This window comes from Chryseobacterium sp. (assembly GCF_041914225.1).
In the GTDB taxonomy this organism is placed as follows: Bacteria; Bacteroidota; Bacteroidia; order Flavobacteriales; family Weeksellaceae; genus Chryseobacterium.
Map to the genome: position 1 here is coordinate 66,923 of NZ_JAYSDT010000006.1, position 21,480 is coordinate 88,402.

The following is a 21,480-nucleotide window of genomic DNA, read 5'->3' on the forward strand; positions in this document are numbered from 1 at the left end:
TTCCAGGCAGCTGTGCCTGGAATTTTAATATCAGTAATGTTATTCAACCGGAATTCCCAGATATTTTAAATAGGAATCCAGTATTTTTTTATCAAATACCGGCTCCTGAATTCCGGAACCTTCCAGAAATCGGATCACATTGGAACAATCCCATATATAGGTATTCTGATAAAGCTCTACTGTTGATAAGCCTTCATGCATATTGTCCCTGAAAAGGCTTGTTAGTGGGTACAAACGGTTTTTACTGTCATCCTCCCATTGTTTTCGCCATTCTTTGTAAGGAAGACCTTTCAGTGTAAACGGATAATACTGTTTCATCAATCCGAAGAAATCTTCCAGCGTAAGATTTGTTTCCGGGCGGGCAATTAAGTTGAACTTCTTGCCTATCGCTTCTTTATTCTTTGTGATATGAGCCATTGCTTTGGTCATATAATCTACCGTGATGAGTCCTTCTCTAAGCTCTGTTAAAGCAGGATAAGATTTGAATTCTATACAATTTTTCACTAATCCCGACCACCATTGATAGGACGCACTTGCACCCGTTTCGCTGTGACACATTGCATATCCCAAACGATAGGTGATTAACGGAAGGCCTTCTTTAGCGGCTAAATCTGCTACGGCCTCCATCACCCATTTGCTTCTTACATACCCTATATCTTTACTTACGGACATTAAGTTCTGTTCGATATCATCAGACTCAAGCATCACTGTTTTTCCTGTAAATATATGCCCCCAGCTGTATACTGAGATTGTGGACAACAAAGCAAGACATTTTGTTCTTTCTGCTCCTGCCAGCTTTATGATTTCTCTTAATCCTTCTACATTCGGGGCTTTCATATAGGAATAGGGTTCAATGAAATTTACTGAGCTTCCGGAATGGTAGATCACATCAACCTGTTTTGCCAGCCTGGTGAATATTTCTTCTGATAACCCTAAAGAAGGCAATGCCAGATCTCCTATCACAGGAATAATCCTCAGTTTCTGTTCTTCTTTATGAGGAATGTGATATCGTTTAAAACATCTTTCAATCTTTTCCATTGCAGCAAACTCATCCTGAGCTCTTACAAGGCAATAAATATCTGCATTGGTAGTATCCAGAAGTTCCTGTAAAAGATGAATCCCTACAAACCCTGTAACTCCCGTTAAAAATATTGTTTCTGGATTTTCTACCTGCCCGGGATCAAACCCTCCCGCAAAGACAGTTCCGGGAGCCAGATAGACATCTTTCTGTAATTCAACATACGGCTCCACATCTTCTGCCGGAACCGCATCTCTCATTTCTCTGGACCTGGCTATAAGAACCTCTGACAGTTGCTGCAGTACCGGATACTGATAGATATCCCGCAGATAAACCTTTACATCAAGCTTTCTTTGTAAAGTGACAGCAACGGTTGCTACCAACAGGGAGTTTCCTCCGATATCAAAAAAATTATCTGTAATATTAATAACAGGACGTTCCAGAGCAGAAGACCAGACATCCACAATGATCCTTTCGGTCTCATTGGTTGGCGGCTCAAATGAAATTACGTCTTTTACTTCCTGATCAGCCAGATCCTTTAATGCCCTGGTATCTGTTTTTCCATTGGCTGTTAACGGAATGGCATCTATAAAAATAATCTGTGCAGGGATCATATAACCCGGAAGCTCTTCCTTCAATGCATTACGGATTGAAGAAATATCTGTTACCATTTCAGGTTTTAACACAATAAAAGCAATCAGATATTTGGTGCTGCCTTCCGTTTCCTTTCCAATGACCACAGCTTCTTTGATTTCTTTCTGTCCGATCAGTGACCGTTCTATTTCTCCCAATTCAACTCTGAATCCACGAATTTTCACCTGATTATCAATCCTTCCCAGAAATTCAATCTCACCATCCGGTTTCCATCTGGCCAGATCTCCGGTACGGTAAAGCTTTTCTGTTTCCCTGAACGGGTTCATAATAAATTTGGAACGAGTAAACTCTTCGTTATTAAGATACCCTTCTGCTAAAAGATTTCCACCGATACATAATTCTCCGGCAGCTCCTACCGGCAGCAATTCCATATTTTCTCCCAAGATATATGCTTTTGCATTGGCAATAGGCCTGCCTATAGAGGAAACATATTTCCCGTTGATATCCTTCACTTTTTTGAAGGTAGCATATACGGTACATTCCGTAGGACCATAATAATCTATCAGCTCATAGCTTAATTCCGTAGTAAGCACTGGCTTCAGCTTTTCCCCTGCCGTAAAGAGATATTTTAGTTTCACGTTATAATTCCGGGTAAGATCTACTACAGAAGGAGCAAGAACCGTGGGTACAAAGCCGTGGGTAATATGATTCTTTCTATAATAATCTACCAATGCCTGAGCACTTGTCCTATCCTCATTGTCTGCAATAAAAATGGTTCCTCCTGAAGTAAGCGCAGACCAGACCTCCCATACGGAGATATCAAATGCCAGTCCTGCAACAAGAGTTAGTTTTGAACTGTGATCCACATGAAAATGATGATTATGCCACGTTACCAGATGCTGTATAGCCTGATGGCTTATCATTACTCCCTTCGGCTTTCCCGTTGATCCTGATGTATAAATTGTATAGGCAAGGCTTTTCTGGTGAATTTTAATCTCAGGATGATGCGAAGGTAAATGATTGAGATTTTCCATGCTGCTCAGGTCAAATACTTTTTCTTTTCCGGATTCAGATAAAAGATCTTTAAGGTTTTGATGGGTAATAATAAGATCTGAAGAAGTATCGGAAAGAATATATTCTACTCTTTTCGCAGGATAAGCAGGATCAATAGGGACATACGCAGCTCCTGTTTTAATAACTCCAAGAACAGCAATAATCCATTCTAAAGAACGATCAAGCCAGATAGGAACATATTGTCCTTCTTTAACACCTTGTTTTAATAAGAAGTTTGCTACCTGGTTGCTTCTCTGGTCCAGATCTCTGTAGGTAATTTCCTGTTCCTGATAAACAGCAGCTGTTTTATCTGCATGAAGGATTGTCTGTTTCCGGAAAAGGGATTCCAATGTTTCTTCATGATGATAGTCCCAGCCGGTTTTATTGAATCCGTTTAAAAGTTTTTCTCTGTCTTCAGGTGACAGCAATACCGCCGAACCTATTGATTGGGCTTCTGATGAGGGAATTGTGTTTGACATCGTAATAAATTTTTGATTGGTTTAAAAAATTAGTAATCAATGGCTTTCATCCTCTGTAAAATAATTTTAAATGAAATGAAATAAGGACACAACAGGGTATAAGGTATAACCACAGTTTATGTACTAAATGTGTTTCATTATAGTTGTAAAATTGAATGATACAGAGTCTTAAGCGATCTACTCCGTGAGCAGAACGTAAACAGCGTTCAAACGTTATTTATGACAGTCGGGAAAAGGAAGGAATATATTGTGGATATTCTTCAGCAATTCAATGCAAATTTCTATTCAGTATTTAAAAATTTGATTTTCATAATGTAATATTTTTAATAATATGGTAACCAAACTTAACATAATAATTTAACCTATGTGTTACATAATTATTATCATCTACCACATTCCGGAATTGACATTCTAAAAGAAATAAAATCAAACAGCTGAAATTCAATCAATTCAATATTTACAAAACAAAATTATTCTGTACTCCTGTTTAATAAGATCAATAATTTCTACATTTGTAAAAACAAAACACCATTCATTTTTAATATGGATCAAAAACTGAAGCGAGACCATGGATTCATACATATTCCATGCAATGAACTGGATATTTTTATACTTTCTGACGGATATTTTGGTATTGGATACCATCAACCTATCTTAGCACCCGGCATCCCCCAACATCTTGTAAAAACCGAACTCCGGAATCTTTATTTATCTGAATCTTATTATGAGGCTCCTATTAATGTAATGCTTATTAAAAAAGATGACCGAACTATTTTAGTAGATACAGGAGAAGGATTTTATGATGGTGAAAATGCAGGAAAGTTATTATACAGCCTTAATGCTGCAGGATTCACACCGGAGTCTGTCACTGATATTCTGATTACCCATGCTCACAGAGACCATATCGGAGGAATACTTTCTAAAAATGGTGATTTTGTATTTCCGAATGCTCATTATTATATTTCCAGCCATGAATTTGAATTCTGGACAAGCGATAATCCGGATTTTCAAAAAAGCAAAAACCCTGAAGGAGGAAAACCAAGCATTCCTTTGGTTAGAAAAGTCCTTTCTGCCATAGACAGCCGGCTTACAAAATTTGAGATGGGAGATCAGTTGTTCTCATGTATCCAGACAGAAGCAGCTCCGGGACATACTCCTGGTCATATTATGTATACAGTGAGTAATGGAGGATTGTCAATTACCAACGTGGTAGATATCTTTCACTCTCCCCTGCTTATTGCAAAACCTGACTGGGGCACTCAATGGGATATTGACTTTGAAACAGGAGTTGAAACCCGCAAAAAAGTACTGGAAAACTGTTATGAAAACAGAACACTTATCTGTTCCGCCCATCTTCCATGGCCGGGAATAGGATACATAAATAAGGTAAATAACCAGTTTCAGTGGGTTCCTAAAGTATACAACAGTCCTTTTTCCATCAATTTAGAAACAACCATGGAACCAGGTACAATATAAAATTTTCTCAAAACAAGAAGTCCGGATCGGTTATCTATTCCAGAACTCCCGGTCCAGGCTTCTGTATTGTATGGCTTCGGAAATATGGTGAGACAAAATATTATCAGATTCTTCAAGGTCGGCAATTGTTCTGGCGACTTTCAGAATTCTGTCATACGCTCTTGCCGAAAGATTTAGTTTTTCCATTGCTGATTTGATAAGGCCGAATGAGGTTTCATCCAACTCACAAAATGCTTCAATTTCCTTTGGTCCTATCTGGGCATTACTGCTGATATTAAGGTTCTGATACCGCTTATTCTGAATCTCCCGGGCTTTCAGTACGCGTTCTCTGATGTCTTTGCTTTTCTCCCCTTTTCTTTTTTCGGAAAGCTGTTCAAATTCTACCTTCTGAACTTCAATATGAATATCAATTCTATCCAGAAGAGGTCCGGAAAGCTTATTCATGTAGCGCTGCATTTCATAAACCGATGAGGTATTATTAGGATCATCGGGAAAGAAACCGCTTGGACTGGGATTCATGGAAGCTACCAGCATAAAACTTGCGGGATAGTTTACGGTAAACCGTGCTCTCGAAATGGTTACCTCACGATCTTCCAGAGGCTGTCTCATTACTTCCAGCACTGTTCTTTTAAATTCAGGCATTTCATCCAGAAATAAAACGCCGTTATGGGCAAGGGAAATCTCCCCAGGCTGCGGGTAACTTCCGCCACCCACGAGAGCGACATCAGAAATAGTATGATGTGGAGATCTGAAGGGGCGGACAGTCATGAGTGAAGCTTCTGTTCCTATCTTTCCGGCAACAGAATGGATTTTTGTTGTTTCCAGAGCCTCTTTCAATGTTAAAGGAGGTAAAATACTGGGAACTCTTTTGGCCAGCATTGTTTTCCCACTTCCGGGCGGACCGATCAGAATAATGTTGTGTCCGCCGGCAGCAGCAACCTCCATCGCTCTTTTGGCTGTTTCCTGCCCTTTAACTTCAGAGAAATCGAAAGGAAAGTTGTTAATCTTCTCATGAAATTCTTTTCTGGTATCCAAAGTTATTTTTTCAAGAGGTTTACCTTCATTAAAAAAATCAATAACCTCTCTGATATTTTCTACCCCATATACTTCAAGGTCATTAACAATGGCTGCTTCTCTTGCATTTTGTTTTGGAAGAATGATCCCTTTGAATCCCTCTTCCCTGGCCTGAATTGCAATGGGGAGTACTCCTTTAATCGGCTGCAGGCTTCCATCCAGAGAAAGCTCTCCCATAATGATGTAGTCTTTAACGTCTTCTGCCAGTATCTGGTCTGAAGCGGTTAAAATCCCAATGGCAATACTAAGATCATAAGCCGAACCTTCTTTTCTGAGATCCGCAGGAGCCATATTAATCGTAATTTTCTTTCCGGGAATTTTATATCCTACATTTTTCAGTGCAGCCGATATTCTGTAGCTGCTTTCTTTGATGGCATTATCGGGAAGTCCCACCAGGTGGTATCCCACTCCGCCGGTGTCTACATTTACTTCAATGGTAATGGTCTGTGCAGCCACTCCATGAATGGCACTTCCGTAAATTTTGATCAGCATGGTGTGTTTTTGAGGTAAAAATAATCAATATACTATTTTAAAAATCTGAGGTTTACGTTAATGGCATTCTAGTCATACAGAGATATTTAAAAAGAAATTCAGAAAATTCAGAATAAAAAAAACCGGTACAAATTTCTTTGTACCGACCCAACCATTATTAAAAACTAACGAATAGATTATTTCATCTGAGTTACAGAAAAATTAAATGTAAGTCAGGAAGCCGGATGCCGGAAAGAGAGAACTCCTTTTGGGGTAATTATGACGTCATTAGATTAACAAGGATGAAAATTTTATCTATTGAGCGTAAAGTATTAAAATAAATTACTCTAGTTCTTCTTCAATACAAGGAAACCCTCTCCTCTGACATCCATTCTTCCTGCCACAATCAATATTTTAGCATCATCAGATTACGTAATCCTATTTTTTTATAAATCTATTTTTGTATTCAATTCCCGCCGCGCTTTTAGAAACAATAATATAGTTCCCCGGCACCAGCTGGCTTACATCAATGGGCTGATTGTATCTGTGATCTGTTTTTTTCAGAACCAGCTTTCCGGACATGTCTATAATGGTAACTTCTTTATAAACCTTGCCCGATTCTTTTCCGATATAAAGATGCTGTGCTGTAGGATTAGGATAGATTTTCAGATTATTATCTTTAATTTTTGTCTCTCCTGTCCCCAAATTGCTGCAGAATTCCCAGTTCCCGAAATTCACCTCAACAAATGCAAAAGGATCTAACATCTGGCATTGGTCCGGACAGTATTCAGTACAGGCATAGAACCCATATTTTCCGGAAGTGGTTGCCACATAAGTATCTCCTACTACACCAGGAATGATACAAGGATCCCCTGCCACCGGAGGATTACTGCTTGGGACACATTTGAACCACGTATGCTTGCCATACACTACAGGGAATATATCGTCAAACTGAACAGAAGCACCGTTGCAGACATTTACTGTTCCCATATTTTCTTCATAGGTTCCCGGAGTATAAGTAGTCATCATAGCGGGAAGCCCATATACGAAGCCATCTGCAAATACTGTCGGGCTTTCTGCTGTACAGTCTCCATCGGTAACAACCACTTTAAAATAATTCAGCTGCTCGTTGCCGCTGATGGTCAGCTGCTGTGACGTAGCTCCCGGAATAGCAACCCACGGATTGTTATTAGGAGTCTGCCAGGTCCACGCCTGTTTATACCACTGATAAGTTGTGTAAGTCTGTGTGGTAGAAAGCACCTCATCTTCCGTATCGCAGAACAGAACGGATCCGGGATATTTCTGCCCAAGTCTGGGACTGGTAACTGTAGGGGTACACTGTGCTTTTAGATTCAAAATGCTGAATAATAAAAACATCAAAAAGATTAGTTTTGTTTTCATATATAAATAATTAAGCTTGGTTTTGTGTTAAAAATCTCCGGCATTAATCCAACAGCACTCTTACACCGAACTTCATATTAAAATGAAGTGGTTTTTCTTTATAAATTGTATTGGGAGCGTTTTCTTTTTTAAAATGATATCCTATTCCCGGTTCCGCATAAATTCCAACTTTATCAATAATCTTCAGCTGAAGGCCGGCCGCTGCGTTGACAGAGAACTGTAAAGGTTTTGGTTCCAGACTTTCTTTTGAAGATTCTTTTATTTCATCATTCACTACATACGTTGTTGTGATACTTCCTGCTACAGGTTTTTCCACGAGCGCTCCCCCTGTAACATATCCTGTAAATTTGCCTTTCTGGATGACATTGTAATTGACCTGCACAGGAATTCCTATATAATGAACGGTCTGATCTCCCTTAATATAATTGTTATCACTCCCGGAATGCAGCTCAGAAGACAGTTTGGTATAATTTACTCCCGTTCCTATTCCCCATCTTTTACCCAGATTATAGTAAACAGAAAGCCCGAAAGTAACAGGTACCTTATGTCTGATTCTTGCTTCTACCGGCTGGCTCTGATTTGCCAGCAATATGGCTGTCAGAGGATCATCATGGAACTCTGAAGTAGTCCATACCTGCTCAACATTCATGGCTTTTCCGGTAATTGAAGCATACCCGGGAAACTGCTGTTCTGCGGAGTTGGAAGCCATATTTCCTGTCAGCATACCCAGCATCCAGGACTTTTTATTTCCGGATTTTCTGGCAGTATGTTTTGTATTTTCTGCGTATATCTCCTTCAATTTTTCCTGTTTAAAAAGAACCTCATCTGATTCTTTTTCTTCCGCCATTTCTTTCACAGTATCATCAACAGGCGATATTTTCTGAGCAATTTTACTTTCCTGCTGAAAGGCCTCCGAAGCAGTAGGAAGCTTTATAATATCCTGAATTTTCCCGGCGTCATTTTTTGTCCCGTTATCAGAATATCTTTGAGTCAATATCTTCTTCAGAGTTGCTGCATTGGATATATTTTTGACTAAGGAGACATTTTTTCCTGATTTTACCTCACTGCTTACAATATGTTCAGCTTTTCCAGCATTTAAAGAGCCTTTTTCCTTTTCTTTTTTTACATCTGCCGGTTTCTGAGACAGAACTTTTTCCTTGTCATTATGAGGCAGTATTTTTGTCAGTAAAAACAGCAATGCAATGGCAGCAGCAATACCTCCGATGCGATAGAATAAAGATTTTTGTCCCGCACCTGCAATTCTTTCTTTCTTTTCCGCACCGCCTTCATGAATTTCAGGAATAAACCCAGGAACGCTGTTGTTTTCTTCTCCCGAGAATAATTCATCCCTGATGTCATCCCACAACCCTTCCGGAACCTCCTCTTCATGGTCATCCATTCTGCTTCGCAGGTTATTTAGCCATTCATTATTCATATTGTGCTTTTTTTGACATTTTAAATTCTTTTATTTTCTGAACAAGCAATCCTTTTGCGCGGTGAAACTGAGATGCAGAAGAGTTTTCTGCAATTCCCAGCAGCCCGGCAATTTCTTTATGGCTTTTTTTCTCAAATACAAACAGGTTAAAAACAGTTCTGTATCCTTCAGGAAGAGATCTTATCATTTTCATAATATCATCTCGTGGAATTTCTTCAAAATCTGGTTCTTCTTCATTGGGAATATCCGGAAGATCATCTACTTCAACCGCCGATTTGAAATCTCCTTTCTGCTTTATATGTTTCAAAGATTCATTAACTGTGATACGTGTCATCCAGGCTTTTAAAGACCCGTTTCCTCTATACTCAAAGGATTCTATCGAACGGAACATTTTAATAAAACTGTTTTGCAGCACATCATGAACATCTTCTTTTTCTGTCACGTAGCGGGAACATACATAGCTCAGATTTCCGGAATAAGCTCCAAAAAGCTCTTTCCAGGCAGCTTCCTCCTTCTTCAGAAGGTGCTTTACCAAAATCTGTTCTTTACTTTCTTCCATATATGCTACTTCTGCCGTACCCGTCAGGATGTTATAAACTGTCAAGCAAAAATAGATTGCATCTTATTAAAGCGCAATCCATTTATGATAATATCTATTAATTAATTTTTTATACAGAAAGGAAAATTATAATCGATCACTTCATAAGGAGTAATCAATGTCCCATCTACTGTAATTTTTTCTGCTGTAAGAGCATATCTAAGTGTTCTATCCATACCGACATAATATCCTTTCTGCTTTGCTGTAAATTCCACAACGGTCTTTTTATTAACGCCATCTACCGGAATCTGAAGTTCCATTGTCTTAGGAGCCAAAGTTAATTCTATCACGTTATTTGCTGTATTGATCACTGCTGCATATTTAAGATCATACTTTACTTTTCCAAGAGCTTTTATAGCTGTTTCTGCTTTTGCAGGGTCTTTCACCACTGTTTTTACAATTTCGGTAACAGGAAATTCTGCAAATGAGATCGTATCTTTTTTTACTTTGAATTCTTTTATTCCTTCTCTTTTACTATTTCCCTGGATAATAATCAGCTTACCTTTATAGTTTCCTGGTAATTCTTCCATTTTTACAGGTGGAATATCCTGTGCATCACTATCATTACATGAGTATAAGGCCAATCCTGCCAAAACCATTAAAACTGTTATAAAAAATCGGGGTACTGTCAATTTTTTCATTGCATTACTTTTTCGTTGAACATTAATTATTTTCGAGTACTCATCTATATAAATCCAGCTTTTCAAAAATCTTGCATATTTTTTTTCGAAAAAAGATAAAAATTTTCATAACTGACTGATTTAATGCATGTAAATTTTCACCCATTTTCATTTATAGCTATAAAGTTCATGTTCAAAAATCAGAATTTTTCATTGGGAAAGGAGCTATAGCCTATCTTCTACCTGATTCCCGGTAGAAAAAAAACATGGTTTTTATGTATTGCAGGTATTATACGCCTCAGACTACATTTGTCCCAACAATAAAAGGCAAAATATTAACTGTTATGAAAAAACCAAGGACAAAAAAAATTATTTCGACTTTTTTAATGATCGCAGCTGCCGGTATTATTTTTTCGGCCTGCAGTAAGGATGATGATCCTGCTGATGCAAAAGCAAACATGAAATTTACCATTACTGTAAACGGGGCCGATTCCAATGATCAGGTTGATTTTCTTGTAAGTGCAGGAAATCACGATGCCAGCCAGTACGGAAGTCCTGTATGGAAAAAGAACGGAGCCACTGAAGGGAATGCAAATACCAGTTCATTGGAGGTAAGTGATTTTACCGGCAGTACAAAAACCTATGTGTTTGAGACTGTAAAACCATTCAACTTTTCAAGTCTTCATGTTGTTATATCCAATCTTGATGGTGCTCCTATTTCTGTAAGCTATAAAGCTGAGGTGAATGGAAGTGTAGAGACTGATGAGAATAAAACTTACTCAGCCGGGCAGACTTTCATCAAAGATTATTCATACGTAGCAAAATAGATTTATCATATCAAATATTGTTGATCGGTGGGAAATAAATAGTCATTCTGGCTATTTATTTTTTTATTGGAGCAACCAATTATTTTGGACATAAAAAGGAAGCTGCATCGTGCAACTTCCTTTTATTTTTCATTTACATTTTACTCAACTCCTCCTCCAAGTACCCTGTACAGATCAACCTCAGCATTTAATCTTTCCAGTGTAACATTAATAGCTTCCAGGTCATTCTGCAGTTTGTTATTCTGTGCAGTGATCACTTCCAGATAAGTTGCCATTCCGCTTTTATACAGCTTCAGTGCATCATTGATTCCTTTGTCCAGAATAGCAGTTCTCTGTTCCAGAAGCAATAATCTTTCTGAAGAACCTTTGGATTTGGCCATGGCATCAGACACTTCTCCAACTGCGGTCATTACAGACTGTTTAAAGTTGATCGCTGCTTTTTCCTGCTCAATCAATGCTGTTTCGTAAGCTGTTTTCAATTGCTTTTTCTGAAAAACCGGAGCTGCCAGGTTGGCTGCAATTGCTTTGGTAATAGAGCCCGGAATATCAAACCATGAGCTGAATTTATTGGAATTCACTCCTATCTGCGGACTAAGACTGATACTCGGATACATGGCTGCTTTTGCCAATCCTGTCTTGGAATTCAGGCTGATAACATTAAATTCTGCCATTTTCAGATCCGGTCTCCGGCTCAATAATTGTGCGGGTAATCCTTCTGATAATTTATTTTCAGGAATCATTGTTTTAAGATTACCTTCCGTCTCAATCCTCGTCGGATATTCTCCGCAAAGAATGCTCAATGCATTTTCCTGAATGGAAATATTCTGCTTTGCCAAAGGAATCAGCAGTTCTGCTGTTTTCTTTTGGGCCTCAGCCTGCTGAACGGCCAGAGAATTAATCTGTCCTGCTATAAACTGCAGATTCATCATTTTGAGCGTATTGTCACTCAATTCAATATTCTGCTCCGCTATTTTCATCTGTTCATCCAGACTGACAAGATTGTAATAAGCCTGTGCTACCTGAACAACTATCCTGCTTTTTATGGCATTTAAGTTTTCTTTCTGTCCAAAATATTCTGCAGCGGCAGATTCTTTCTGCATTTTTGCTTTTCCCCAGATATCTACTTCCCAGGAAAGCCTTAATGCAGCACTGAAGTCATCCATGTATTTTGTCCCTACAAACTGTTCATTCAGGGAACCGTTAAGTGTATTTTTGGAAGCCCAGCTTCTGTTGGCTCCTGCACTGAAATCCATTGTTGGCATGAGGCTCAGCTTGGCCTGTTTATAAGCAAGATCCAGCTGTTCTATGTTTTTCAGAGCAACGTTTACTTCATTGTTTCTGGAAAGGGCTTTATCTATTAACCCTATCAGTTTAGGATCTTTGAAAAAAGTCTTCCACGGAAGCACTACCGTATCACCTGTTACCTGTAGAGATTCTTTGTAGTTTCCGGGAATCTGAAGGTCTGTTCTTGAATATTTTTTTCCTACGGCACAAGACATCAGCAGTGATGCCATTGCGCCTGAAATAAGGAAATTCTTTATATTAAATAGTCTCATTTGTCAATTGATTTTCTATCGTATTGTACTTCTTTTTGGCAGAGAACTTCTCATCGAGATACTGAAAGAACATGTAGAGGACAGGAATTACAAAAACTCCCAGAACCACTCCGCTCAACATTCCCATTGCTGCACTTGTACTGATTGATTTGTTCCCGGAAGCCATTCCTCCCGTAGAGATCATCAGCGGGACCATCCCTACAATAAAGGCTAATGAAGTCATGATTATCGGGCGTAATCTCGCCTTTGCCCCTTCCAGTGCAGAATCAAGGATCGAAAGTCCAGCTTTTCTCCTTTGGATGGCAAATTCAACAATCAGGATTGCATTTTTGGCTAATAACCCAATAAGCATGATCAATCCTACCTGTACATAAATATTGTTATCTAGACCAATGGCTTTTATTCCCAGGAAAGCTCCCACAATTCCAGTTGGGATGGAAAGCATAACTGCCAGAGGAAGGATATAACTTTCATATTGAGCTGCCAACAAAAGATATACGAAAAGCAGACACAATCCGAAGATGGCAATGGTTTGATTTCCTGCTGACTTTTCTTCCAGACTCAATCCTGTCCATTCGTAGCTGTAATCAGACGGTAATTTGTTTAAAGTCTGTTCCAGTTTACCCATCAATTCTCCGTTACTTACGCCTGGTTTTGGAGACACGTTGATATTTAACGAGTTATAAAGGTTATAACGCTGAACGGATTCCGGACCGTAGACTTTTTTCAAAGTCATCAGTGTATTCACCGGAACCATATCTCCTTTTTCATTCTTTACGAAAATATCATTGAACGCCTGCTCATCCATTCTGAAAACACCGTCTGCTTTAATATTCACTCTGTAGAATTTCCCGAATCTTGAGAAATTCTGGGACTGGTCTCCGGAGAAATATGTCTGAACGGTTCCCAACAGGTTTGAAATGCTTACTCCTAATTGTTTTGCTTTATCTTCATTTACTTCAAGCTCCATTTGGGGATAGTCTGCCCTGAACATGGTGTAGGCAAATGCTACTTCCGGAACCTGCATCAGCTGGCCGATCAGTTCATCCGCTTTTGCTTTCAGCACCTGAGGATCTCTTCCCATACGGTCCTGAAGCACGATTTCTGCATCATTCGTCATTCCGTATCCTTCTACCGGAGGCATTCTGAAAGTCATTACGCTTCCTTCTTTTATCACTCCCAATTTTGCAGTAGCCCTATCTACCACCTCCTGGATATCCTGAACTTCTCCTCTTTCTTTTTTAGGTTTCAGCTTAACAAATCCCATGGCGTAAGCCGGTCCTGCGCTGTTACTGAGCAGATTATATCCTGTAATGGAAGTGTTTTCCTGTACCGCTTCCACCCCTTTTAAGATGTCATTGATCTTATTGGAAACTTCTGTAGTTTTTGTCAATGCAGTTCCCGGAGGCATACTTAGCGTATACATAAAGAACCCGTCATCTTCCATAGGCACAAAGCTTTTAGGTGTGCTCGACATCAGCCATCCTGCAACTCCGATAACGGCTACGATTAATCCACCTGCAATCCATTTTTTTCCAATTAAAAATCTTACTCCTTTTGCATAACGGTTGGTCATATTATTAAATCCTGCATTGAATGCCACAGCAAACCTTTGCCCGAATCCTTTTGGTTTTTCTCCTTCTCTTGCATGGTTGTTTTTCAAAAATACAGCACATAAGGCTGGAGTTAAAGTCAATGCATTAACGGCTGAAATAATAATGGCTATGGCCAGGGTGTACGCAAACTGCTTATAAAATAATCCTGCTGAACCGGACATAAACCCGATCGGGATAAATACTGCTGACATTACCAACGTGATAGAAATAACCGCTCCTGTGATCTCGCTCATCGCTTTATGAGTGGCCTCTCTCCCTGAAAGGTCTGTCCCTTCCATATTACTGTGAACGGCTTCTACTACAACAATAGCATCATCCACTACGATACCGATCGCCAGTACAAGGGCAAAAAGGGTCAGTACATTGATGGTAAATCCTAAGACCAGAAGGAAGAAGAAAGTACCAATAATTGCTACCGGAACTGCCACCGCAGGAATAATCGTAGATCTGAAATCCTGCAAGAAGATAAATACTACAATAAATACAAGGATAAATGCTTCTATTAAAGTAGACTTCACCTGTCCTGTTGCCTCATCCAGTCTTTCTTTGGTGCTCATTACCTTTGTGTATTTGATACCCGGAGGGAATGATTTTGATAACTGATCAAGGGCTTTGTTTACGCCTATTTCAATCTGATTGGCATTGGATCCTGTAGTCTGCATGATCGCTACAGTAACCGCATTTTTACCATTGGACAGGTTATCTCCCGTATTTGAAATGGCTCCGAATTCCACACGGGCCACATCTTTAAGCCTGATGACCTGGCTTCCGGTATTTTTAACAATAATATTTTCATATTGTTCAGGCTTGTTCTTTTTTCCTTTATAACGGATCACATATTCTAAAGCGGCATCAGATTCTTCTCCCAATTTACCCGGAGCAGATTCCAAACCGTGGTCCGCAATGGCTCTGGAGACATCTGCCGGTTCAAGTCCATAGGATGACATTTTCTGAGGGTTAAGCCATATTCTCATGGAATAATCTTTAATTCCGAAAACCATGGCCTGCCCTACTCCTTTTACCCTTTTGACCTGTGGAATAAGGTTAATATTCGCATAGTTCTGAAGGAAGGTTTCATCATATTGCTTATTGTCCTCTGTATAGATATTGAAGATCAATACCATACTGTTCTGCTGCTTGGAGGTAGTCAATCCCTGCTTGAATATAATGGAAATGGAGAATGTACCGTCATTACTGGCCGTAGACTTCATGTATTCCATATCTTCCACTCCATTGATCTGCTCTTCCAGCGGCGTTACCACTGAACGGATCACGGTCTCACTGTTTCCGCCGGGGTAAGACCCTGAAACGGTTATCGTAGGCGGAGAAATATCCGGGAATCTGGTCACTGCCAGCTGGTTTAATCCTATGATCCCTAAAATGACAATGATAAGGGATATTACCGTCGCCAGCACCGGACGGTCTATTATCTTTTTTAACATTTTTGAATTTTCTGATGGTGGTTATACAACTATTTCAAAGGAACGGTATGCGCAACAACCTGTGCCCCGTCTGTAAGGGCATCGATTCTGTTGATGGCAATTTTATCTCCTGCATTCACTCCTTCTTTGATAAAATAATCCTGGGATGTACTTCCTGAAACCGTAATCTGAGTCATTTTTACTTTGTCTTTACCATTCAGCTTGTAGACAAAAAATCTATCCTGAATATCTTTTACAGAGGTTTTCGGAAGTTTGATTACTCCATTCAGAGCGTTATGAATCATCACTCTGGCTGTTCCTCCGGCTCTTAATAATTGATCAGGATTCTGAAAAACAGCTTTCATCTGGATACTTCCGGTATTTCTGTCGAAGTTTCCACTGGCGTTTTCAAGTTTTCCCTTAAGAGCATAGGTGGAACCATCTGCAAGAATGAGCTCTACATTTTCTGCAGTATTTCCTGACGCTGAAGCTCTGCTGTGCGCAATGAAATCCGCTTCATTCATAGAAAAATACACATTCACAGTGTTTATGCTGGAAAGTGTCGTCAACGGTGATGCATCAGACGGACTGATGAGATTTCCTACCCTGTTCGGAATTCTTCCTATGTATCCGCTAACGGGTGCTTTAATGTAAGTAAAATTAGCATTGATCTTTGAAGATCCTAATGAAGACTGTGCCTGAGCAACCTGAGCTGATGCTGCTTTATAACTTGCCTGTGCCGTTTTCAGCTGCATATCGGAAACTACTTTCCCTTCTACAAGGGGCTTCAGTTTTTCCACTTCAAGCCTTGCTGTTTCCTGTGCTGCCAAAGCTGATTTCAAAGCAGCTTCATTGGTATTTACCTGTTCATTGTAGACTGATGGGTTTATTCGGAAAAGGGTCTGTCCTTTACTTACGTACTGTCCTTCTTTCACATATACTGCTTCCAGATAACCCGTCACCTGTGCTTTAATATCTACATTATCCTGTCCTTCTATGCTTCCCGGATAACCAGTGGAAACATCCGCATCTCCCGATTTCACCTCTATAAAATCTGTAGGCAATGCCTGCTGCATCTGCCCGGCATTTTCCTGGCCATTCCCGGAGCCGCACGAGTAAAGCACCGCAACAGCAAGTGAAAGTACCAGATATCCTTTTCTGTAATTCATAACATTGGTTTTTAAATTTTACAGCAGCAAAATAACTTCATATAATAAGGATGTAAGTGCAGAAATTGAGTGAAGCGTCGTTAATTGCAGGTGAAACGTAGGATAGCAAAAATGAAAGGGAAACCAGTTATTTTCCTCTATAAACAGGACAAAAAGGATGTATACGGCAGAAAAAGACCGCTTCTGTAAAAAAGCAGTCTTGTATATTTTTCAGGAACAAATATTAATAATCCATCCAGGATTTGAAAATGGAAGCTTTTTCTCGGCTTACAATCACGTCCATCTCCGGATGTTTTCTTAATTCCAGCTTCAGTTTTCCGTTAAAATGATTAAAAATATGCTTTACAGAATCAATATGAATGATAAATTGTCTGTTGGCCCGGAAAAAGAATTTCGGATCCAGCTGTTTCTCAAGCTCTTCCAGGGTCTGTGGCACATTCTCTACAACACCGGTATTCAGCATGGCTTTACTGATTCCCAATTCGGTATAAAAGTACAGGATATCCTCTGCCAGAAATGTTTTATACCCGTCTTTGTGGGCAATCAGAAAACGTTTTCTGTAATCTTTTGGCTGGATATAGTTCAACAATCCTTCAATAGCGTACCACCGGAACGGCTTCCATAAAGGTTTCATAACGTTTCAGAGCGGCTTCTAGTTCTTCTTCTTCAATAGGTTTCAGAAGGTAATCCACACTGTTGTATTTGAATGCCTGTACTGCATATTCATCGTAAGCTGTGGTGAATATGACCGCACTTTTAATGTCATGTTTATTAAATATTTCAAAGCTGAGCCCGTCTGCAAGGCGGACATCCATCATGATAACATCAGGAACAACATTATTTTCCAGCCAGTGCACCGTTGAAGTTATGGAGTCTTCTACAGACAAGATTTCGATATGGGGTCTTAATTTCAGCAACAGTCTTTTCAGCCTATCTGCATTGGGTCTTTCATCTTCAACTATTAAAATCTTATTAATCTTCATATCAATGGAAGTTTTACAATAAATTTATCTTCAGTTTTTTCAATCACAGGTTTAGGATATCCTAAAATTTCATATCGTGTAATGATATTGGTAAGACCCACTCCGGAGGAATCCGGCTTGTTGATTAAAGGCAGAAATGTATTAGAAACTACAAGTTCTTCTTCAGGATTGGTATAAACATGAATTTCCAGGGGATGCACCTTTGAAGTCTGGTTGTGTTTAATGGCATTTTCAACCAATAACTGCAGAGACAGCGGCAGGGTAAACCTGGATCTGTACTCTTCTTTAATATCAATTTTAAACACAACACCTTCCCCGATTCTTTTTTCAATCAGAAAAATATAAGATTCCAAAAACTTAAGTTCCTCTTCTACTGCAATAATATCTTTTCTGGAATTGACCAACAGGTACCGGTAAACTCTTGCAAACTTCTCTGAATATTCATATCCTAACTGCTGATCTTCCAGAATGAGTTCTGACAATACACTCAGATTATTAAAAATAAAATGAGGATCTATCTGAAGCTTCAGTGCCTGAAGTTCTGCTGCCATGGCAGCTTGTTTATGTTTGGATGCCCGGAGTTTATGCTGGGCAGCTTCTACCGCTGTTTTCTTCCAGTTTTCAAGCAGATAGTCCACTGTATTAAATGCACTGATAATCAAAGAGATTACAATATTGGTTGCAATCCATTGCCCAAGTAATGTATATTCTTTCCTTGAATCCATTTCAGGTAATGTTACTGAGGTACAGTCTACGATCGCATTAATGATAATCACAATCATAACACTTCCCACAATCTGCAGCAAACACTGAATGAGCAGCCGCTTTACAGTTCTGTTTCGCCAGGGAAGCAGTTTATTAAGAGTTCTGTCAATAAATATACTGACCTCTGAAATGATTACAGAAAATAAGATAATCCATGAGGCATCTTCCAGGATCATTTGCAGCGGCGTGTTCAGATACCCTTTCCAGACCGGATCAAACGGATCTATCAGATAGGAGAAAACACAGAAAGTAACCACTGCTACGGCCCAGATCACGAGCCTTCTTTTCATAGTGGAAAGAATCTTTTTATTTCGGACTATATTTTTCCTGATGGCGGAAATCCTATTCATGGGCGAACTTTGTGATTGTAAATATAGAAATAGATTTTATATGGGTCCTGTCCGAAATAGACGAGACCGCCAAAACGGGAGCTGAAACGTAAAATAGCAGCGTTCAAATGAATCTGACGGTTCATCACCTGAAAAAGACATTTCATCATCATTTTATGCAACATCGCATTATTTTTATCATTAGCTCATGATGGTCTGTCCTAGTTTTGCAATACTAAATCCGGTACAATGAAAACAATAATTGTCTGCACAGATTTTTCTCATGAAGCTGAAAATGCCACTCATTATGCAGCTTCTATAGCTAAAGAAAATACATACAGGATTGTGCTTTTCAATCTTCAAACCGTTTCCATACATGCTTTGAATGCACAGGCTTCGGCTGATTTTTTCTATACACAAACACTTAAAAATCAAAAAAAACTGGAGGACAAAGCAACTGAGCTTACAAGATTATATAGTATTAAAACAGAGCATCATCTGGCATCCGGTAATTTCATTGAAGAACTTGAAAACTGTATACAGGTACACACCTGCGATTTCCTGGTCATGGGAATGGCAGAGAAAACTTTGGAACAAAAGCTTTTGGGTAATACTGTAACAAGGGCAATTCACAGAATAAAAAAGCCAATATTAATTGTCCCTTCTCATATAGAATATACAGGAATCAGGAAAATACTTTTTGCTTATGACACGCATAAAAACATGACCTGGTCTGCCCTGAATGATATTTATTATTTCATTAACGAATTTAATGCTGAGGTTGAAGTCTTTAATGTAAATGAAAGACTCGAGGATTTTGCTGAAGTTATTCATGATATTGACCTGAATTCCGGTTACGACATGGATGACATTAAATACAGTTTTAAAATGATTCAATCCATCGAAGTGATTAAGGCAATAGAGGAGGAAATAAAACTTACCAACCCTGATCTTCTGACCATGGTTCCTTATAAATATAACCTTATAGAATCACTTTTCCACCGAAGCAAAACAGCCATAATGGCCTATAAGAATAAAATACCATTACTGTCAATTCCCTTAAACATAGATTAAGATCAATAAAAATCTGTTCACATTGAATTATCCTTTTTTGCCTTTAAAGGCTAAATTTTACACTTAATCTTGTTTAACAGGCCCGGGAAAGTTTCCCGGGCCTGTTTTTTTACGTATTTCCGGACTCAAATCCATATTGCCATTTTAACAATCATAATTAATATATCTTTCAAAAAAAACAAAAACAAATTAACAATTCATACTGATCTTAATATCAAAAAGTCGTAAATTTAGTATAGGATAAAAACAGTGTTTTCACCCTTTTTTATAGTTGTGCCGTTAGCTAATTTTGTTCCATAAAATTAAAAACCATAAAAATGAAAACTTCCTTTTTTACTAAGATTTTAAGTACGCTCTGCACAGCATTTATTCTTATTTTCTGTTTGCTGAGCTGCAATGAACCTCCTAAAGAACCTGTAAGTAACAGTTATAAAAAGAAACTGATCAGCTACCGTGAAGGCCGGGTCCTTTTTGATGAGTACACCAGAACCAACCATGAAATTCTTACCAGATACAGAAACGGAGAACCTGATTCCAGATGGTATTGGTTTTCGATGGAAGACATGGAAGGGTATATTAAATATGTAAAAGAAAACGCAAAAAAACAAAAATTAAAAAATCCGGGAATCAGAATCTATATGGGAAAATATCCCCTGAATCATCCTAAAAACAGAATGGCAAAGCCTGAGTATGCAGGTTATCAGACCATATTTCTGGTGCCTACTTCACAAAAAAGAAAGAGAGACAATGCTATGGCCAGAACGGAGGCCACCGAGGAAAATACAGATGTACAATCTATAGAGTCTATGAATATGACCAATCTGGCTCCTCCTCCAAAAACACTGTCCGGAACAATGCCATAAAAACAAGATCATGAACTGGAATATTGAAACAGGGAAACAGATATCGATGGCCATATCCATTGTAGTGATGATTCTAATGGTCATAAAATATAGAAAAACCGGAAAGGAAAATTTATTTTTCATCATAGGATATCTGTTGTTTTCCCTGATTGATATCTCCTGTTATTTCTATTTCAAGCTGACAAATCTGCCTACGGACATCTTCTATATAATTGGTTTTCTTATGATTGTATTCTTTTTGTATTTATTTTACTATTACCAGTTATTGTATGTTCCGCTGCTCAAAAAGATACAGGCTGTCATCCTGGTTCTTTTTGTCCTCAATATTGCTGTTATGTTTTACACGGAAGATGATCTGCTTCACCATTTTTCTTTTAATATGCTCTATGCAGATATTCTTTTGTTGCTGTTTTCAATTATTTTGTTCCTGTACCAAACCTTTAATTCTGATAAGATACTTGAAATCAAGAATTATTTACCTTTCTGGATTTCAGTGGCTTTACTGATTCTTTTTATCGAAAGCATTCCGATACTTTTTTTCAGAACTACTGTTTCGGAGACGATTTATTTCTTCATTTTATTTATGCTGAATCTGATCAGTAACGGCATACTCATACTGGGTTTAATCTGGAACAAACAGGAAAGAATAAGATAAATG

General features: G+C 38.7%; 17 protein-coding genes. 5 read left to right on the plus strand and 12 right to left on the minus strand.

Annotation, left to right across the window (positions count from 1 at the left end; translation table 11 throughout):
• Nucleotides 1-39 precede the first annotated feature (39 nt).
• Nucleotides 40-3,144 (minus strand): amino acid adenylation domain-containing protein, encoded by a 3,105-nt coding sequence (locus ACE3RB_RS04625; RefSeq protein WP_374463132.1) that lies wholly within the window; start codon nt 3,142-3,144, stop codon nt 40-42.
• Between the two features lie 543 nt (nt 3,145-3,687).
• Between ACE3RB_RS04625 and ACE3RB_RS04630 the strand changes: the two genes are divergently transcribed.
• Nucleotides 3,688-4,620, plus strand: coding sequence for an MBL fold metallo-hydrolase (locus tag ACE3RB_RS04630; RefSeq protein WP_374463133.1), 933 nt, complete (start codon nt 3,688-3,690; stop codon nt 4,618-4,620).
• Nucleotides 4,621-4,650: 30 nt separating this feature from the next.
• On the opposite strand, the gene ACE3RB_RS04635 is transcribed toward ACE3RB_RS04630, so the two are convergent.
• The 5 genes from ACE3RB_RS04635 to ACE3RB_RS04655 all read right to left on the minus strand — a co-directional run bounded on the left by ACE3RB_RS04635 (nt 4,651) and on the right by ACE3RB_RS04655 (nt 10,240).
• Entirely contained in the window at nt 4,651-6,186 is a 1,536-nt protein-coding gene (locus tag ACE3RB_RS04635) for a YifB family Mg chelatase-like AAA ATPase (protein WP_374463134.1), read from the minus strand.
• A 417-nt stretch (nt 6,187-6,603) separates the two neighbouring features.
• Nucleotides 6,604-7,566, minus strand: coding sequence for a T9SS type A sorting domain-containing protein (locus tag ACE3RB_RS04640; protein ID WP_374463135.1), 963 nt, complete (start codon nt 7,564-7,566; stop codon nt 6,604-6,606).
• Nucleotides 7,567-7,609: 43 nt separating this feature from the next.
• Nucleotides 7,610-9,001 carry a porin family protein gene (locus tag ACE3RB_RS04645; protein ID WP_374463136.1) on the minus strand — a complete coding sequence of 464 codons (1,392 nt, stop codon included), beginning with the start codon at nt 8,999-9,001 and terminating at the stop codon, nt 7,610-7,612.
• Nucleotides 8,994-9,605, minus strand: coding sequence for an RNA polymerase sigma factor (locus ACE3RB_RS04650; RefSeq protein WP_374463137.1), 612 nt, complete (start codon nt 9,603-9,605; stop codon nt 8,994-8,996). The genes ACE3RB_RS04645 and ACE3RB_RS04650 overlap by 8 nt, the downstream gene beginning before the upstream one ends.
• Nucleotides 9,606-9,661: 56 nt before the next feature.
• Nucleotides 9,662-10,240, minus strand: a complete 579-nt coding sequence (locus tag ACE3RB_RS04655; protein ID WP_374463139.1) for a DUF4840 domain-containing protein — start codon at nt 10,238-10,240, stop codon at nt 9,662-9,664.
• A gap of 323 nt (nt 10,241-10,563) precedes the next feature.
• Here ACE3RB_RS04655 and ACE3RB_RS04660 point away from each other — a divergent pair, with 323 nt between their 5' ends.
• Entirely contained in the window at nt 10,564-11,046 is a 483-nt protein-coding gene (locus ACE3RB_RS04660; RefSeq protein WP_374463140.1) for a hypothetical protein, read from the plus strand.
• Between the two features lie 140 nt (nt 11,047-11,186).
• Here the strand turns inward: ACE3RB_RS04660 and ACE3RB_RS04665 are convergent, their stop codons facing one another.
• The 6 genes from ACE3RB_RS04665 to ACE3RB_RS04690 all read right to left on the minus strand — a co-directional run bounded on the left by ACE3RB_RS04665 (nt 11,187) and on the right by ACE3RB_RS04690 (nt 18,906).
• Entirely contained in the window at nt 11,187-12,602 is a 1,416-nt protein-coding gene (locus ACE3RB_RS04665) for an efflux transporter outer membrane subunit (protein WP_374463141.1), read from the minus strand.
• Entirely contained in the window at nt 12,589-15,660 is a 3,072-nt protein-coding gene (locus tag ACE3RB_RS04670) for an efflux RND transporter permease subunit (RefSeq protein ID WP_374463142.1), read from the minus strand. Before ACE3RB_RS04670 ends, ACE3RB_RS04665 begins: the two co-directional genes overlap by 14 nt.
• A gap of 29 nt (nt 15,661-15,689) precedes the next feature.
• Complete coding sequence (locus ACE3RB_RS04675) at nt 15,690-16,808, minus strand: efflux RND transporter periplasmic adaptor subunit (RefSeq protein ID WP_374463143.1); 1,119 nt, start codon at nt 16,806-16,808, stop codon at nt 15,690-15,692.
• Between the two features lie 223 nt (nt 16,809-17,031).
• Nucleotides 17,032-17,442: a LytR/AlgR family response regulator transcription factor gene (locus ACE3RB_RS04680; protein WP_374463144.1), complete on the minus strand. Its 411-nt coding sequence runs from the start codon at nt 17,440-17,442 to the stop codon at nt 17,032-17,034.
• The gene (locus ACE3RB_RS04685; RefSeq protein WP_374463145.1) at nt 17,402-17,791 is read right to left on the minus strand and encodes a LytR/AlgR family response regulator transcription factor; all 390 of its coding nucleotides are present in this window, start codon (nt 17,789-17,791) and stop codon (nt 17,402-17,404) included. Before ACE3RB_RS04685 ends, ACE3RB_RS04680 begins: the two co-directional genes overlap by 41 nt.
• A complete protein-coding gene (locus ACE3RB_RS04690; protein WP_374463146.1) occupies nt 17,788-18,906 on the minus strand; it encodes a sensor histidine kinase in 1,119 nt (372 codons plus the stop codon). The genes ACE3RB_RS04685 and ACE3RB_RS04690 overlap by 4 nt, the downstream gene beginning before the upstream one ends.
• 228 nt (nt 18,907-19,134) lie before the next feature.
• On the opposite strand from ACE3RB_RS04690, the gene ACE3RB_RS04695 reads away from it, so the two are divergent.
• The 3 genes from ACE3RB_RS04695 to ACE3RB_RS04705 all read left to right on the plus strand — a co-directional run bounded on the left by ACE3RB_RS04695 (nt 19,135) and on the right by ACE3RB_RS04705 (nt 21,477).
• Nucleotides 19,135-19,959 carry a universal stress protein gene (locus ACE3RB_RS04695; protein ID WP_374463147.1) on the plus strand — a complete coding sequence of 275 codons (825 nt, stop codon included), beginning with the start codon at nt 19,135-19,137 and terminating at the stop codon, nt 19,957-19,959.
• A 317-nt stretch (nt 19,960-20,276) separates the two neighbouring features.
• Complete coding sequence (locus ACE3RB_RS04700; protein WP_374463148.1) at nt 20,277-20,822, plus strand: hypothetical protein; 546 nt, start codon at nt 20,277-20,279, stop codon at nt 20,820-20,822.
• A 10-nt stretch (nt 20,823-20,832) separates the two neighbouring features.
• On the plus strand, nt 20,833-21,477 hold the full coding sequence (locus ACE3RB_RS04705) for a hypothetical protein (RefSeq protein ID WP_374463149.1): 645 nt from the start codon (nt 20,833-20,835) through the stop codon (nt 21,475-21,477).
• The last annotated feature ends 3 nt before the right edge of the window (nt 21,478-21,480 follow it).